The organism is Bartonella sp. AC10YNML (genome assembly GCF_042196825.1).
In the GTDB taxonomy this organism is placed as follows: domain Bacteria; phylum Pseudomonadota; class Alphaproteobacteria; order Rhizobiales; family Rhizobiaceae; genus Bartonella.
In genome coordinates this window covers 79,862-95,430 of record NZ_JBHIRA010000007.1, presented here as the reverse complement: position 1 = coordinate 95,430, position 15,569 = coordinate 79,862, and the positions used below count along the sequence as shown (strand labels likewise).

Below are 15,569 nucleotides of genomic sequence, written 5' to 3'. Positions count from 1 at the left end.
ATGCCTATATTTAAAAAAATTGTTATTCCCAAAAATAATTCTGTTCGTATGATTTTAGATGGCGTTACTGATGGATTTGAAGCCTTTGCGCTTGCTAAATTAAGTTCAGAAATTGCACAAGGTAAACCGCTCATCTATGTTATCCGTGACGGAACAAAAATTGCGCATTTACAACAAGTTTTAAATTTTATTGAACCCAATTTACCCGTACTTCAATTTCCTGCATGGGATTGTTTGCCTTATGATCGTGTGTCACCAGGAATTGCTGTTATGGCACGTCGACTATCAACATTGGCACACATAGCAAATTTACGGAAAGATCCACATCCTGCAATTATATTAACAACAGCAAATGCAATTATGCAAAAGTTGCCTCCTCGTGAAATGATAGAAGCTCAGCTTATTCACGCATGTGTTGGCCAACGCAATAACATGGGAAATCTTATTCAATTCCTAGAAACCAATGGTTTTGAACGCGTTACAGTTGTCCGTGATGTTGGTGAGTTTGCTGTAAGAGGAGGAATACTTGATATCTTTTCTCCGATGGATGTTGAACCTTTACGCCTTGATTTTTTTGGAGATACCCTGGAAAGTATCCGCGTATTTGATCCAGAAAGTCAAAGGACAACACGTCAAAAAACTGAACTTTTATTACAGGCAATGAGTGAGGTTGTTCTTACACCAGAACGAATCAGCCGATTTAAAAGAAATTATACCCGTACATTTGGTGTATCACAAAAAAATAACATGCTTTATGAAGCAATTGCTCAAGGACGGCGTTTTGCCGGTATGGAACATTGGCTTCCTTTTTTTTATGAAAACCTTGACACTTTTTTTGACCATTGTGGCAACCTACCGCTTGTTTTTGAGCATCTTATAGAAGAAGTTTTCATTGAGCGCTATCGCCTTATTGAAGACTATTATAATGCGCGTAAAGAGCGCGAAAATGATAAAGAAATTTCTACTTCTTATCATCCAATAGACCCTAGTCTTCTTTATTTAACGCCAGAGCGTGTTTTGGAATGTGTGCAACAATCTTCACAGCGTATTGATTTTTCACCTTTTAATATTCCACAAAGTTTGGAACAAACAGTTATTCACACCAATGTTAAACAGGGATATGATTTTGTAAAAGAGCGTAATGCGCAAGAAAAAAATGTTTTTTCAAATGTTATTGATCATATCGCCTCTTTACGCACTGCTGGCAAAAAAGTACTTTTAGCGTGTTGGAGTGAAGGGTCTCTCAATCGTTTGATACAAGTTCTTGATGAGCATGGATTGAAAAAAATAGATGTTGTAAAATCCTTGCAAACTGTCAAAGCAACACCACGAGATCATATATTAGCAGCTGTTATCATGATAGAACATGGTTTTGAGGCTGAAGATTTAGCTATTATAGCAGAGCAGGATATCCTAGGTGATCGCTTCATCAGATCACCAAAGCGGCGTAAGAATAATACAAATTTTATTTCTGAAATTTCTGCTTTAAATTCTGGTGATATTGTTGTGCATATCGACCATGGTATTGGCCAATTTGTTGGTCTTAAAACCATCACAACCACTGGAATTTTACGAGATTGCCTTGAAATTAAATATGCTGGAGGAGATCTCCTCTTTTTACCTGTTGAAAATATTGAGCTTCTCTCACGTTATGGCTCAGAAGGAACAGAGGTAACTTTAGATAAATTAGGGGGTGTTGCTTGGCAAGCACGTAAAGCGCGGCTTAAAAAACATTTATTGGAAATGGCAGGGCAATTAATCCGTATAGCTGCAGAGCGTATGACTCGTGCTGCGCCTGCTTTACTTCCACCAATTGGACCATTTGATGAGTTTGTTGCTTGCTTTCCCTATGAAGAAACGGAAGATCAAATGAATGCAATTGATGCTGTTCTGGATGATCTAGCCTCAGGCAAGCCGATGGATCGCTTGATATGCGGTGATGTTGGTTTTGGAAAAACTGAAGTAGCCATTCGAAGTGCTTTTGTTGCAGCATTAAATGGATATCAGGTTGCGGTTGTTGTACCAACAACTTTGCTTTCACGTCAACATTACAAAACATTTATTTCGCGTTTTCAAGGATTACCAGTTAAAATTGGACATGCTTCGAGGCTTGTAAAAGCGAAAGAACTTGCACGAGTAAAAAAAGGTGTTTCAGATGGTACAATCGATATTGTCATTGGAACCCATGCATTATTAAGTGGTGCAGTTAATTTTTTACGGTTAGGCCTTCTTATCATTGATGAGGAACAGCATTTTGGTGTCAAACACAAAGAGCGTTTAAAAGAGCTTAAAAGTGATATTCATGTTCTCACACTTTCAGCAACTCCCATACCACGCACTTTAGGGTTAGCTTTATCGGGTGTACGTGAACTTTCATTGATAACAACCCCCCCCATTGATAGAATGGCGGTTCGTACTTTTATTTCACCATTTGATGCACTTGTTATACGAGAGACCCTGCTTCGAGAATATTATCGTGGTGGACAAAGTTTCTATGTTTGTCCTCGTATTTCTGATCTGGCTTTTGTAGAAGAATATCTCAAAACACATGTGCCAGAACTGAAATTCGTTGTGGCTCATGGACAAATGCCGGCTGGACAACTTGATGATATCATGAATGCATTTTATGATGGGCAATATGATGTGCTACTCTCAACAACCATTATTGAATCGGGGCTTGATATTCCAACAGCCAATACTCTAATTGTGCATCGTGCTGAGATGTTTGGCCTTTCTGCCCTTTATCAGTTACGTGGTAGGGTAGGGCGTTCAAAACAACGTGCTTATGCTCTCTTTACATTTCCTGCTGGTAAAGTCTTAACAGCTGCTGCCGATCGCCGTCTTAAAGTTTTACAATCTCTTGACACCTTAGGGGCTGGTTTTCAATTAGCAAGCCATGACATGGATATCCGCGGTTCAGGCAATTTTTTAGGTGAAGAGCAATCGGGGCATATCAAAGAAGTTGGATTTGAACTCTATCAAAAAATGCTTGAAGAAGCTATTGCTGAATTAAAAGATGGAGAGCTAAATGAAGATAAGCAATGGTCTCCTCAAATTTCTCTTGGTACAACAGTGATGATACCAGAAAGTTTCGTGCCTGACTTATCATTACGTATGGGACTTTATCGTCGTTTAACAGAACTTGATGATTTAGAACAAATTGATGAATTTGCAGCGGAGTTAATTGATCGCTTTGGTCCTTTACCCATTGAGGTTCAACACCTTCTTAAAGTCTTTTATATCAAAACATTGTGTCGAAAAGCGCATGTAGAGAAATTAGATACAGGACCAAAGGGGATTGTTATACAGTTTCGTAATAACTATTTCGCAAATAGTGTTGCTCTTGTTCAGTGGGTTGGAAAACAAGGTTCGATGGCAAAAATTCGTCCAGATCAAAGTATCGCTCTTATTCGTGATTGGTCCACAGCGGATGAAAGGCTTGTTGGAGCAGCGAATATTATGACACAGCTTGTCGAAATGGCAGAACAACATTCTGTTTAAAAAATATCTTTATTATTTCAGAACTATTACTTATTTTTATATAAGAATAAAATTTAAGTTTATAATAAAGAACCATTTATATATTTATTTGGTTTTTATTATACACGTATTGATATAATTAAGAAAATAGATTAGATTGTTTAACTCCAATAAGTAGCACTTATCATATAATAAGCTAATAAGCTTTTGTAAATTTTTTAGAAAGAAAAAATTTGGTAAAGATAACATGCTTTCTTCATTACAAAAGTGTCTAACTATCGTTTTTTTATTACTCACTTTGATATATGGCGTAAAAAACGCTCACGCTGAGTTATCTTCTGATGAACAATACCAACATTTAAAAAACAAAAGAAAGAATATTAAAGAGAGCATACAATTTATTGAAGAAAGTATGTCTCATTTGAACATTTGGGAAAAAAATATTTCTAAAGCAGAGTACTATGAGCGTTTGCAGGAACGGAATAAGCTATACAAAAAACTGAAAACTCTGAAGAATGAATATTATAATCTTGGTTCGAAATTACAGGATCTAGCTGAAAAAAAACAAAAAATTATCTTTAGAATACATATAGCGAGAGAGTACGAAGTAGGGGAGTATGAAGAAAAGTTGATTAAAACAAAAGATTATTTAAAAAAAACTCAAATGTTTAATGAATGGGGAATGAATGAGAAAAGTGGAGGTGATGATGAGATAATGAAAAATTATCTCATGTTTATTATTGCTTGCAACACGTTAGCGGATATATTGCAGAGTGATATAGGTGCTATTTTGCGCAAAGATTTTGATTGGAAAGATAAAGATTTTAGTTAGGCTAAAGGCGCAAATAATTCAATAAGTCCTAGTTTAGTCAGGGATATTAAAGAATTACTAACAGATGGCTCTTATAGTTATGAAAAACAAATATTTGACGATATAAAAAATAGTCTTACAAAAGATAATTGGTTTGTTAAAAATGCACCTGAGCTTTGTAGAACGATTAAAGAAGTACATAATATAATGCTGCCAAACAAGAAAAAGAATATTATAGATCGTATGCGTTCTCATGTTAAAGAATTATTCAATTAAAAAGTATTGTTTGATTTATGTTGAATTATATTCAAAATAGAAAAATACTTAATTTTTCTTAACAGTATAATTTAGAAAATTCATAAAAAATAATGCCATAAGAATATCCAATTAAAAATTTTCTCATATAAATACAGATAAATTAAGATTATATAATAAATAATATTTAAAATATGTTAGTAAAATATATTTTAATTTTTTGTTTTTAATATTAATTTATAATAAAGTAATTTTATGTATATAAGATATTATATATTGTTATTATCATATAAGATTTAATATATATTAAATAATAAACTCATATATCTTTTTTATGTTTTCTTTTTATGCATAATTTTTTGTGTTTGTAGTTTTTTATTTTTATCTGATTAATTATTTTAATGACGATACATCTCATATCATAAATCTTGTTTCATTAATACGATAAGAGAAATATTTATAGCTCTAAGTTGTGTTATATACAGAAACAAAATGATATTTTGAATTCATTTTTTTTAAAACTTAAATCATTAACGATTTATATCTTTGATGTTCTGAAAGATGAAAAGAATTTACAATTTAGCAGCTTCTTTTATTTGAGAAATAACTTAAAATAAATTGATAAAAGCTATATTTTTATTCACGTTGTAAAGCTGAGAGATGATATTTGTACAGAGGTACAATAATGGGTGTTTAATATATGAGCATAAATTTATTATGGCTTTGGGCACGTAAGATAATTCATAGGGGGTATTTTTATTCTTTTGTTTAGTAGTTTTATCTATAAAACTAATTCCGCTTATGATGTACAAGTGGAGAAATTTTATTGATTCAATAATAAGAGAGATTCGCGCTATTAGGATCTTTCACACAATATAGAAAAAAGATAAATTATTATTATAAATTAATATGTTATTATATTTTAAGGAAGTTTATTATAAATAAAATATTTTCAGCAGTCATAGATTTTTTCTCTAAGAAAATGTGTTGTTTAATTAAGAAAAAACGCTTCTTTAGTAGCGTATTTTTAAACTAAACTGTTTAGTTAAACGCTATAGAATATAAAATTTTTTATTACAAAAGCGTATCACCATTGTTTTGTAAACAAGGGCAGAATTTTTAGACAATCAGTGGTTTAATTCATCAAATGTTTCAATAATATCATAGATGATTTTGTTTTTGTGTATCATACAAGGCACATAAGGAAAACAGTAAAATTTATCTGATATTTTGGAGCTTCATGCATTGCAACACCTGTTTCTAAGGTTCTATGAGCTTAACACGAAGAGTAATAAATGTAAAAAGTTTAATTAGTAAGTTTTTTAGAGTAGTATTAGAGTTTATTTTAATTAATATTGCAATATTGATTCGTTTGTGTAATCTTAGTTTAAATGCACAGAGGTGTTTTATGGATAGATTGCATCAAATACCAATGTGATGAAGAGGGGAAATGATATGAGTGTATAAAATTAGAATGGCTCGTCGTATTTTTTCTCTAAATTTGACTTTTTTTTTTATATTGAAGTAAAAATAGTAAAATTAATTGTTATTTCATTATAAGTTAATAAATTAAGTTGGAATTATATTGAATATTTTTTTGAAGTTACTTAAAAGCGCGTTGAAAGGATTAACTTAATCATGTCGCATAAAAATGTTTATTCTGCTGTTTCAGTATTAGTTGGAGCCGCTGCCCTTTTTCTTATAGCTGGTATTTCTGCAAATGCGCAAACTTTATCACAAGGTTGGTACAAAGTTTGCAGTAAGCAGCATGATGTTGATATTTGTAATACAATGAATACTGTATTATCGAATACGGGACAACCTTTAACGGCTTTTAATCTTGTTGAAATAAAAGGGAAGCAAAATGAAAAACGTATAGGCATTCAAGTGCCGACAGGTCGTTTTTTGCCAGAAGGTGTTCATATTAAAATTGGTGATGATTTCTCTAAAAAAATCCCTTATGTGATTTGTAATGGACCAAGTTGTATTGCCAATGATGTTTTAGATGATAAGCTTATAGCAGCTATGAAAAGTGGTACAAAAATGGTTGTAACCACAGTTAATTTCCGTGGTTCAGCTAATCCTATTGAATTTTCTCTGAATGGATTTACAGCAGCCTATACCGGTCCTGGTATGGAAGAAAAAGATTTTCAACAAGAACAAATAAAGCTGCAGCAAGCTATTCAATCAAAACAAAAAGAAATTGAAGAGCGTATGCGTGCTGAGCAAGAAAAAGCAAAACAAAAGTAATAAAACCACACCATAAAATTTGGTCAAAACGTTTTCTATAATTGTTTATTTGAACCGCCACAGTTTTCTGTGGCGGTTTTTTAAAATCCTTAATTTTTCGAAAGAATTCTGCGTTTCCACCAACCAATACGTTCAGTTTTGGAAGAATCATTAGGCGTTGATGAAATAACAACGGGTTGATTAATTGTTTCTTCAATTTGGGAAGGAGAGGTTTCGATAATTTCCTCCATCTCGATTACAGTTTCTTGCTCTAATATTTTTTGTACTTGCGTTGTCTCTTTAGAAGATGATTTTTTACGTGTTCCACGTGTTGATTTTTTACTCTTTTCAAGAGCTTTATCTTCTACCTCATGAATAGATTTGTCTGCTTTTTTTGTTTTAGTTTTACGCACCGAACTGGTTGTAGGTTTTTCTTCAAGAGATTTTTGTTCTGCAATATTTTGATCATTCTCTAAAGAAAGTTGATTTTCTATTACTTTTGAAGAACGTGTTTTACGTTTTTTAGGTTTAATACTTGTATCATTTTTTTTAGATTCACTCTGTTGTTGTATACCTAGAGCTTGTGTATTATTTTTTGTTTCTTCAAGTTCAAAAGATTTAGCAGATGAAACACGACGTTTGCGATGCGCTGCTTTAATTTCTGCTAAAGCTTGCTTAGCAAAATCTCCCACTGGTTCTGCATAAGGAACGCGAATCTGATGAAAACTATTATCTTGATTGCGTCGACCACCACGACGTCCTCGACGACGTCCTCGATGATAAGAATCATCATTCAAGGTATCTTCTTTTTTATGAACGTTGGAGAGAGAATGATCAGTAATTTCACCGTGACGATTTTTGCGCCGACGCTTTTGGTTTGTTTCAATGGGAGATGGATTTTCAATAGATTCACTCTTTATGAAAACAGAATCTTCAATTTCTTGCTTATTGTCACCTTCCAATGAAGATTGAGAAATTCTCTCTGCTATTGAGCCTTTAGAAATAACAAGATGTTGTGTTCCAATACTATCATCTGCTTCAATACTAATATTAAGTTTAAAGCGAGCTTCTAAATTAACAAGAATATTGCGTTTATGATTTAATACATAAAGCGCAGTTGCTACGGGAGTGCGCACGATAATATTATGTTGCGAATTATGAAGAAGATATTCTTCAATTGAGCGCATGACATGTAACGCAATTGATGATTCAGAACGTATAGTTCCTGTTCCTGCGCAATGTGGGCATGGCTGTGTCGTACTTTCTAAAACCGATATGCGAATACGTTGACGACTCATTTCTAAAAGGCCGAAGTGTGAAATATGACCAACTTGAATACGAGCACGATCGTTTTTTAAACAATCTTTTAATTTTTTTTCGACAAGCTTCACATTACGTTCTTCAAGCATATCGATAAAATCAATCACAATTAAACCAGCAAGGTCACGCAAGCGTAATTGACGCGCGACTTCTTCAGCAGCTTCAAGGTTAGTTTGTAAGGCTGTCTTTTCGACAGAGAATTCTTTCGTAGAGCGGCCAGAATTTACGTCAATAGCAACAAGTGCTTCTGTTTGATTAATAACAAGATAACCACCAGATTTTAAAGAAACTTGTGGTTGCAACATTTTATCAAGTTGAATTTCAATATTATTTCTTGCAAAAATGGGCGTAGGATCACGGTAAGGTTGCACAACTTTTGCATGACTTGGCATGAGCATACGCATAAAGTCTTTCGCTTCACGATATCCTTGGTCTCCAGATACAAGAATTTCACTAATGTTCTTATTGTAAAGATCTCGTATAGAACGCTTGATGAGATTGCTTTCTTCATGGACAAGGCATGGCGCCGTTGACTCGAGTGTCAAAGTGCGAATAGTATCCCATAACCGCATAAGATATTCATAATCACGTTTAATTTCAGCTTTTGTTCTATTGGCACCAGCGGTTCGTAAGATAACTCCCATACCTTTTGGAACGGCTAATTCTTTTACGATTTCTTTAAGACGCTTACGGTCTTGTACGTTCGTAATTTTTCGTGAAATACCACCACCACGTGCTGTGTTGGGCATTAGAACAGAGTAACGACCAGCTAGAGATAGATATGTTGTAAGGGCAGCACCTTTATTACCACGCTCTTCTTTGATAACTTGTACCAACAAAATTTGACGTCGTTTAATGACTTCTTGAATTTTATACTGGCGCCCTTGTTTTCTTTGATAAATCGGGAGCTCTTCACGGATGTCCTCAGCACCGACCATTTCAATCTCATCGTAAGAGATATTGGCATTTAATGCTTCTTCTGTATTATCAATTATTGTCGCTTCAGATGTGATATCATTTTCAATATCGGCTGCTATAACATTGTTTTTTTCACTTTTTTTTGTTCTTCTGGAGCGTTTTTTATTTTTAGTTGCTTCTTCCGTAAAGGTATCTATAGAATTTTCTCCTACAGCTTCTTTTTCTTCTTCTTCAAGAAGAGCAAGGCGATCAGCAATAGGAATTTGATAATAATCAGGATGAATTTCAGAAAATGTTAAAAAACCATGTCGGTTTCCACCATATTCAACAAAAGCTGCTTGGAGAGACGGTTCTACACGCGTAATACGTGCGAGATAAATATTCCCCTTGAGCTGTTTTCTATGTTCTGATTCAAAATCAAGTTCTTCAATTTTGTTGCCGTGAACAACAACAACACGTGTTTCCTCCGGATGGGAGGCATCTATAAGCATTTTGTTTGACATAAGTTAATATCCTGAAGGCGACATGCACAATTTTATTCAAACGAATGCTATAACTATTCGTAAACATAAAAGGCTGTCTGCCATAAAAGGGAGGTACCAGAAAAACAGGACGGAACACCACGTGCAAAGGCATGACTGCATTTACACCATTTCTCATCATTATTTCCATCTGTTTTTTATGACTCATATTTCTTAAAAGTCTCCGGTAAAATAATCTTTAAAACAGTTCGGATATCCGAACCAACGAATCTTAAGTAATGCAATCCTAATGTTACAACATAGAAATTTTTCATCCATAAAAAAGTCTCAACGCATAATAGACAAAAAACCCCTAAAGACAACTTAATATGAGTTGTAGATAATTTAGATGACTATTATCAGCTAGGAAGCATAAATATTCTTTTATGTTGATATCATGCGTTTGGCAAGTAACAATGTAAATTTGGCAAGTAACAATGTAAATCATGTATAATTATAATATCTTTATGACCTTAATTCCATTTTGAGGTGTTTATTTAGCTTTTATTGAAAAATAGAGATAAATTGGTGTATCGTTTTATGTAACCAAGATAAATTATTACAAAGGTAATGTAGAGTATTTTGCTTATGATAAAAGTTTTTTTTACCAAAAAGCTGAAAACAGCTTATGGGGATGTTATTGTGCTCGTCACATACTTTTTATTATCTTTTTTGCTACTCCAAACTAGTGTTCAAGCCGCAGATCCTCTGAGACTTATTAATTTTCGAACCATTGGTGATAGTGTTCATACGCGTATTATTGCGGTTTTTAATTCAAAACCAAATGTTCGTTTACAGATTTTGGACAGGCCAGCACGTTTGGTTATCAATTTACCTACAATTGACTTTTCGATGCAAAATACGCCTTTAAAGAAACGGAATACATTATCTGTTATGCTTTCAGATGTTCGTTATGCTTTCTCTGACATACAGACTTCACGCATTATTTTGACAAGTAAAACGGCTTTTGTGGTTGAAAAAAATGTCGTAAAAAAATTAAATAATGGTTTATGGCAGTTGCTGATTGATATTCGTAAAAGTACACAAGAAAAATTTGATGAGATATTAAAAAAACAGCAAAGAAGCAATTTTGATACAAAAACACAGTTAATGCCAGCATATAATTTCCGTGTTGTTCTTGATCCTGGTCATGGTGGTATTGATGGTGGTGCACGGGGTGTTACTGGAATTTTAGAAAAAGATGTGACTTTAGACTTTGCGCGTGCATTGCGAGACGAATTACAAAAGGATTCTCATATTACCGTTGCTTTAACACGAGATTCCAATATTTTTTTAAGACTAAGTGAAAGAGTTAAAAAAGCGCAAGAGTTTGATGCTGATCTTTTTATATCTATTCACGCGGATACGATTGATCTACATTCTCTTCGCGGTGCCACAGTGTATACCATATCAGACAAAGCCTCTGATGCCATTGCAAAATCTTTAGCTGAAAATGAAAATAAAGTTGATTTGCTTGATGGTTTGCCTGCAGATGAAACGCTCGAAGTTACAGATATTTTGATGGATCTTACACGACGTGAAACACATACATTTTCGGTTAATTTTGCAAATAGTGTTATTTCAAGTTTATCAAAGAATCATATTAACTTGATTAATAACCCACATCGGTACGCTAATTTTCAAGTTTTAAGAGCTTCAGATATACCCTCAGTCTTGATAGAGATAGGTTATTTATCCAATAAAGAGGACGAAAAGTTATTAAATGATCCTCATTGGAGAAAACAAATGGCAGCCTCTATTGCTCATTCTATTCGTCAATTTGCTGATTATAGGCAGAAAATGATACAGCCTCTTTAAATTTGTGAGAAAATAGAGTATCAATAGGGGCTTCTAGTGTACCCTAGTATAAATAAAAGATAGAAAACAATTTCTCTTGATCTCAATCTTGTGGTGTTATCCACTTGGTGTGTTTGAAGTATAACGTATTTTTTCTTTGATTAATTCTTAAGAAAGCGATAGCCGTTTTTATGATGATTTTTTTAAGATATCTTCTTCGTTTTTTTGTTGCTATTGGACTTTGTGGTGCAATAATGTGGGGTGTTATGACCAGTGGTCAAGCAAATGCGCTTCCTGATTATGAAGTTCTTTCACTTTATGAGCCGCCAGTAATGACCCGCGTCCATGCTTCTGATGGTCGTCTTATGGCAGAGTTTGCAACAAAACACCGTCTTTATTTGCCGATTCAATCAATACCAAAGCTTGTTATAGATGCTTTTGTTTCGGCTGAAGACAAGAATTTTTATCATCATTTTGGTTTAGATCCCGAAGGGCTTTCTCGCGCTTTGATCAATAATATTCGTAATATTGGTTCTGGAAGACGTCCAGAGGGTGCATCAACTATAACGCAACAAGTCGCTAAAAACTTCCTTTTAAGTTCAGAAACAACGTTAGAACGTAAATTTAAGGAAGCTATTTTAGCAATGCGTATTGAGAAAACTTATTCAAAAGATCATATTCTCGAGCTTTACCTCAATGAAATTTATCTGGGTCGTGGCACTTATGGTATAGCAGCAGCTTCTTTGACTTATTTTAATAAATCCGTTAATGATCTGACGCTAGAACAATGTGCTTATTTGGCTGCTCTTCCAAAAGGACCAGCAAATTATGATCCATTTAAGAATACACAACGTGCTATTGAACGGCGTAATTGGGTTATAGACCGTATGATTGCAAATGGATATGTAACGCGTGAACAAGGTGAAAAAGCGAAAGCTAAACCTTTAGGAGTGACAATACGTGGGAGTGATAGCTATGTTTTTGCGGCTGATTATTTTACTGAAGAAGTGCGGCGTCGTTTAATACATCGCTATGGGGCTAAAACACTTTATGAAGGTGGGCTTTCCATTCGTACAACGCTTGATCCGCATTTACAACTTATTGCACGACGTGCTTTGCACAATGGATTAATTAGATTTGATCATGCGCAAGGATGGCGTGGAGCTTATGCGCATATTGATGAGAAAGGTGATTGGGGGACAGAACTTGCAAATATCACAGGGCTAAGTGATGTTCCTGAATGGCGTTTAGCTGTTGTTCTTTCTACTAATCCCAACAAAGTAGAGATTGGTTTACAGCCACAGCACGAAGCTTCAGGTATATTATCCCAAAAACGGGAAATTGCTGTTTTATCTGAAGCTGATTCAAAATGGGCTCTCCATGTTGTAAAAGAAAATGGTTATCGAAAAACTGTTCAGAACTTATCTCATGTTCTGCAAGTTGGGGATGTCATTTTTGTTGAAAAACTATCCAATACAAACAACACTTATCGTTTACAACAAATTCCAAAGGTTGAAGGTGCAATTGTTGCTATGGAACCTCATACAGGGCGTGTTCTTGCTATGGTGGGAGGATTTTCTTTTGCCGAATCTGAATTCAATCGTGCAACCCAAGCTTACCGCCAACCGGGGTCTGCTTTTAAGCCTTTTGTTTATGCAGCAGCTCTTGATAACGGATATACACCAGCATCCGTTGTTTTAGATGGCCCCATAGAAGTTCGTCAATATAATGGTGAAGTTTGGCAACCCAAAAATTATGGTGGTACCTTTGCAGGACCTTCAACGTTGCGTTACGGTATTGAGCATTCTCGTAATCTTATGACAATACGGCTTGCCAATGATATGGGAATGCCTCTTGTCGCTGAATATGCAGAACGTTTTGGGGTGGTAGATAAATTGCAGCCTTATCTTCCCATGGCTTTAGGGGCTGGTGAAACAACAGTATTACGGATGGTTACAGCTTATTCCGTTATTGCCAATGGCGGACGCTCTATTAAACCTTCTCTGATAGACAGAATTCAAGATCGTTATGGGAAGACAATTTATCGTCATGATGATCGTATTTGCGAAAATTGTAATACGAATTCATGGAATAATCAAAGTGAGCCCACATTGATTGATGAGCGAGATCAAGTTCTTGACCCTATGACGGCTTATCAAATTACATCGATGATGGAAGGGGTTGTTCAGCGTGGTACTGCGGCACGTTTACGTTATCTTAATCGACATATTGCCGCTAAAACAGGAACAACCAATGACTCTAAGGATGTCTGGTTTATGGGATTTACTCCTGACATTGTCGTTGGTATTTTTGTCGGTTATGATCAACCAGCTCCGTTAGGATATAATGGAACAGGAAGTTCATTAGCTGCACCTATTTTTGGTGATTTTATGGTAGATGCTCTTAAAGGGAAGCCAGATGTTCCCTTTAAGATGCCAAAGGGTATGATTTTAATGCCAATTAATCGAAAAACAGGAATGCTTGCCGAAAGAGGAGATCAAGATGTCATTATAGAAGCATTTAAACCAGGGACTGGTCCTGCTGATATCTATCAAGTCATTGGGAGTACGAATTCTTTTCAAGAAGGTGTTCCTGCAGTAACCACTTCTCCACAAGTCAATAAAGCTCTTGAAAGTGGGACGGGTGGGCTGTATTAATCGATAAATTTTTTTGCCATGAGTTATGGTTTTTATCTATTTTTTACAATGTCGGTTCCGTAAATAGAATGATAAAACCCTACCATTTTCTGATAGCTGCTTTTAAATTTGTATAAAATGCTAAGAGACATAACCAGAAAGAGTATTAAAAAATACGGTGTTAAATTATGCGAGCAGAAATAGAAACATTAGTTGATGAAATCCAGAAAGCAATTCAATTGCTAAGGGGGCATCTTTGACTGGGATCAATCACTAAAACGTCTCGAATATCTTAATCAAAAAGCGGAAGATCCATCCTTATGGGATGATGCGCAACGAGCACAGGATATGATGCGTGAGCGTCAACGTCTTGATGATTCAATTAATGGCCTTTTATCATTTACAAAAACTCTTGAAGAATGCATTGAGCTTATCGCGATGGGCGAAGAAGAAAGTGATGTTGAAATTATCGCTGAAGCAGAAAATTCAATACGTAATCTTAAAAGTGAGATAGATAAAAAGCAAATTGATGTGCTTCTTTCAGGAGAGGCGGATCCAAATGATACCTATTTAGAAGTTCATGCTGGGGCAGGGGGAACTGAGAGCCAAGATTGGGCTTCTATGCTCTTACGCATGTATATGCGCTGGGCTGAACAGCATGCAATGAAGGTTGAAGTTTTAGAAATTCATGATGGAGAAGAAGCAGGAATAAAGTCAGCGACTATTCTTGTAAAAGGGCATAATGCTTATGGAATGTTAAAAACAGAATCAGGCGTTCATCGCTTAGTGCGGATTTCCCCGTTTGATTCGAATGCAAAGCGCCATACCTCTTTTGCAAGCATTTGGGTTTATCCGGTTATTGATGATAATATTGAGGTTGATGTTTCAGAGGCAGATGTGCGGATTGATACATATCGTGCATCAGGAGCAGGAGGGCAACATGTTAATACGACAGATTCTGCCGTTCGCATCACACATATAAAAACGGGTATTGTTGTTCAATGTCAAACAGAGCGTTCTCAACATAAAAATCGCGCTACGGCTTGGTCGATGTTGCGTGCACGGCTTTATGAAGAAGAGCTTAAAAAAAGAGAAGAAGAAACCAATGCTGCTGAATCTTCTAAAACAGAAATCGGATGGGGACATCAAATTAGATCTTATGTTCTTCAACCCTATCAGCTTGTCAAAGATTTGCGTACAGGAATTGAAAATACTGATCCACAATCTGTACTTAATGGTAACTTAGATGTATTTATAGAAGCAGCGCTTGCTCGACGCATTTATGGACAAGATAAAGAAATTGAAGATATTAATTAATTATATATCATCCTTCAAGGATGCAAATTTGTTTCTTAAGTTGTTCATTTTACTGAGGTTGTGATTTACGGTAGCTCTTGATACTTGAGAGGTTCAAAGAGGTATTCTCTTTTTTCCTTTCTTCAAGTTTTTTCTCACACGCCAATCCTGCTATATAAACGAATTGATTTATAATGATAATTCACTGTTTTGCCTATTGAATGAGAATCCCGCATATCGTAAGATTCTTTCATTTCAAACTTATTTATGTTGAATCAATCAAAATCACTACTTTCACATAACAAA

General features: G+C 35.0%; 7 protein-coding genes. 6 read left to right on the top strand and 1 reads right to left on the bottom strand.

Going from position 1 to position 15,569, the window contains the following annotated elements:
* The 3 genes from mfd (at window position 1) to ACFINA_RS05320 (ending at window position 6,796) form a co-directional block, all read left to right on the top strand.
* The gene (gene mfd, locus ACFINA_RS05330; protein ID WP_375615191.1) at window positions 1–3,501 is read left to right on the top strand and encodes a transcription-repair coupling factor; all 3,501 of its coding nucleotides are present in this window, start codon (window positions 1–3) and stop codon (window positions 3,499–3,501) included.
* A gap of 226 nt (window positions 3,502–3,727) precedes the next feature.
* On the top strand, window positions 3,728–4,312 hold the full coding sequence (locus ACFINA_RS05325; RefSeq protein ID WP_375615190.1) for a hypothetical protein: 585 nt from the start codon (window positions 3,728–3,730) through the stop codon (window positions 4,310–4,312).
* A 1,872-nt stretch (window positions 4,313–6,184) separates the two neighbouring features.
* The gene (locus ACFINA_RS05320; RefSeq protein WP_375610352.1) at window positions 6,185–6,796 is read left to right on the top strand and encodes an invasion associated locus B family protein; all 612 of its coding nucleotides are present in this window, start codon (window positions 6,185–6,187) and stop codon (window positions 6,794–6,796) included.
* Window positions 6,797–6,885: 89 nt separating this feature from the next.
* On the opposite strand, the gene ACFINA_RS05315 is transcribed toward ACFINA_RS05320, so the two are convergent.
* The gene (locus tag ACFINA_RS05315; protein ID WP_375615189.1) at window positions 6,886–9,516 is read right to left on the bottom strand and encodes an Rne/Rng family ribonuclease; all 2,631 of its coding nucleotides are present in this window, start codon (window positions 9,514–9,516) and stop codon (window positions 6,886–6,888) included.
* A gap of 606 nt (window positions 9,517–10,122) precedes the next feature.
* On the opposite strand from ACFINA_RS05315, the gene ACFINA_RS05310 reads away from it, so the two are divergent.
* The 3 genes from ACFINA_RS05310 (at window position 10,123) to prfB (ending at window position 15,284) form a co-directional block, all read left to right on the top strand.
* On the top strand, window positions 10,123–11,352 hold the full coding sequence (locus ACFINA_RS05310) for an N-acetylmuramoyl-L-alanine amidase (RefSeq protein WP_375606850.1): 1,230 nt from the start codon (window positions 10,123–10,125) through the stop codon (window positions 11,350–11,352).
* A 170-nt stretch (window positions 11,353–11,522) separates the two neighbouring features.
* Complete coding sequence (locus tag ACFINA_RS05305) at window positions 11,523–13,988, top strand: penicillin-binding protein 1A (protein WP_375615188.1); 2,466 nt, start codon at window positions 11,523–11,525, stop codon at window positions 13,986–13,988.
* A gap of 167 nt (window positions 13,989–14,155) precedes the next feature.
* A protein-coding gene (prfB, locus tag ACFINA_RS05300) for a peptide chain release factor 2 (RefSeq protein ID WP_375606852.1) occupies window positions 14,156–15,284 on the top strand; the annotation gives its coding sequence in 2 pieces (ribosomal slippage) (window positions 14,156–14,224 and window positions 14,226–15,284; 1,128 coding nt in all).
* Window positions 15,285–15,569 lie beyond the last annotated feature (285 nt).

What these genes read in the sequence shown, in the direction of transcription:
- ACFINA_RS05305 (WP_375615188.1), top strand. Translation starts at nt 11,523, where the DNA reads ATGATGATTTTTTTAAGATATCTTCTTCGTTTTTTTGTTGCTATTGGA.
- ACFINA_RS05320 (WP_375610352.1), top strand. Translation starts at nt 6,185, where the DNA reads ATGTCGCATAAAAATGTTTATTCTGCTGTTTCAGTATTAGTTGGAGCC.
- ACFINA_RS05315 (WP_375615189.1), bottom strand. Translation starts at nt 9,516, where the DNA reads ATGTCAAACAAAATGCTTATAGATGCCTCCCATCCGGAGGAAACACGT.
- ACFINA_RS05310 (WP_375606850.1), top strand. Translation starts at nt 10,123, where the DNA reads ATGATAAAAGTTTTTTTTACCAAAAAGCTGAAAACAGCTTATGGGGAT.
- ACFINA_RS05325 (WP_375615190.1), top strand. Translation starts at nt 3,728, where the DNA reads ATGCTTTCTTCATTACAAAAGTGTCTAACTATCGTTTTTTTATTACTC.
- mfd (WP_375615191.1), top strand. Translation starts at nt 1, where the DNA reads ATGCCTATATTTAAAAAAATTGTTATTCCCAAAAATAATTCTGTTCGT.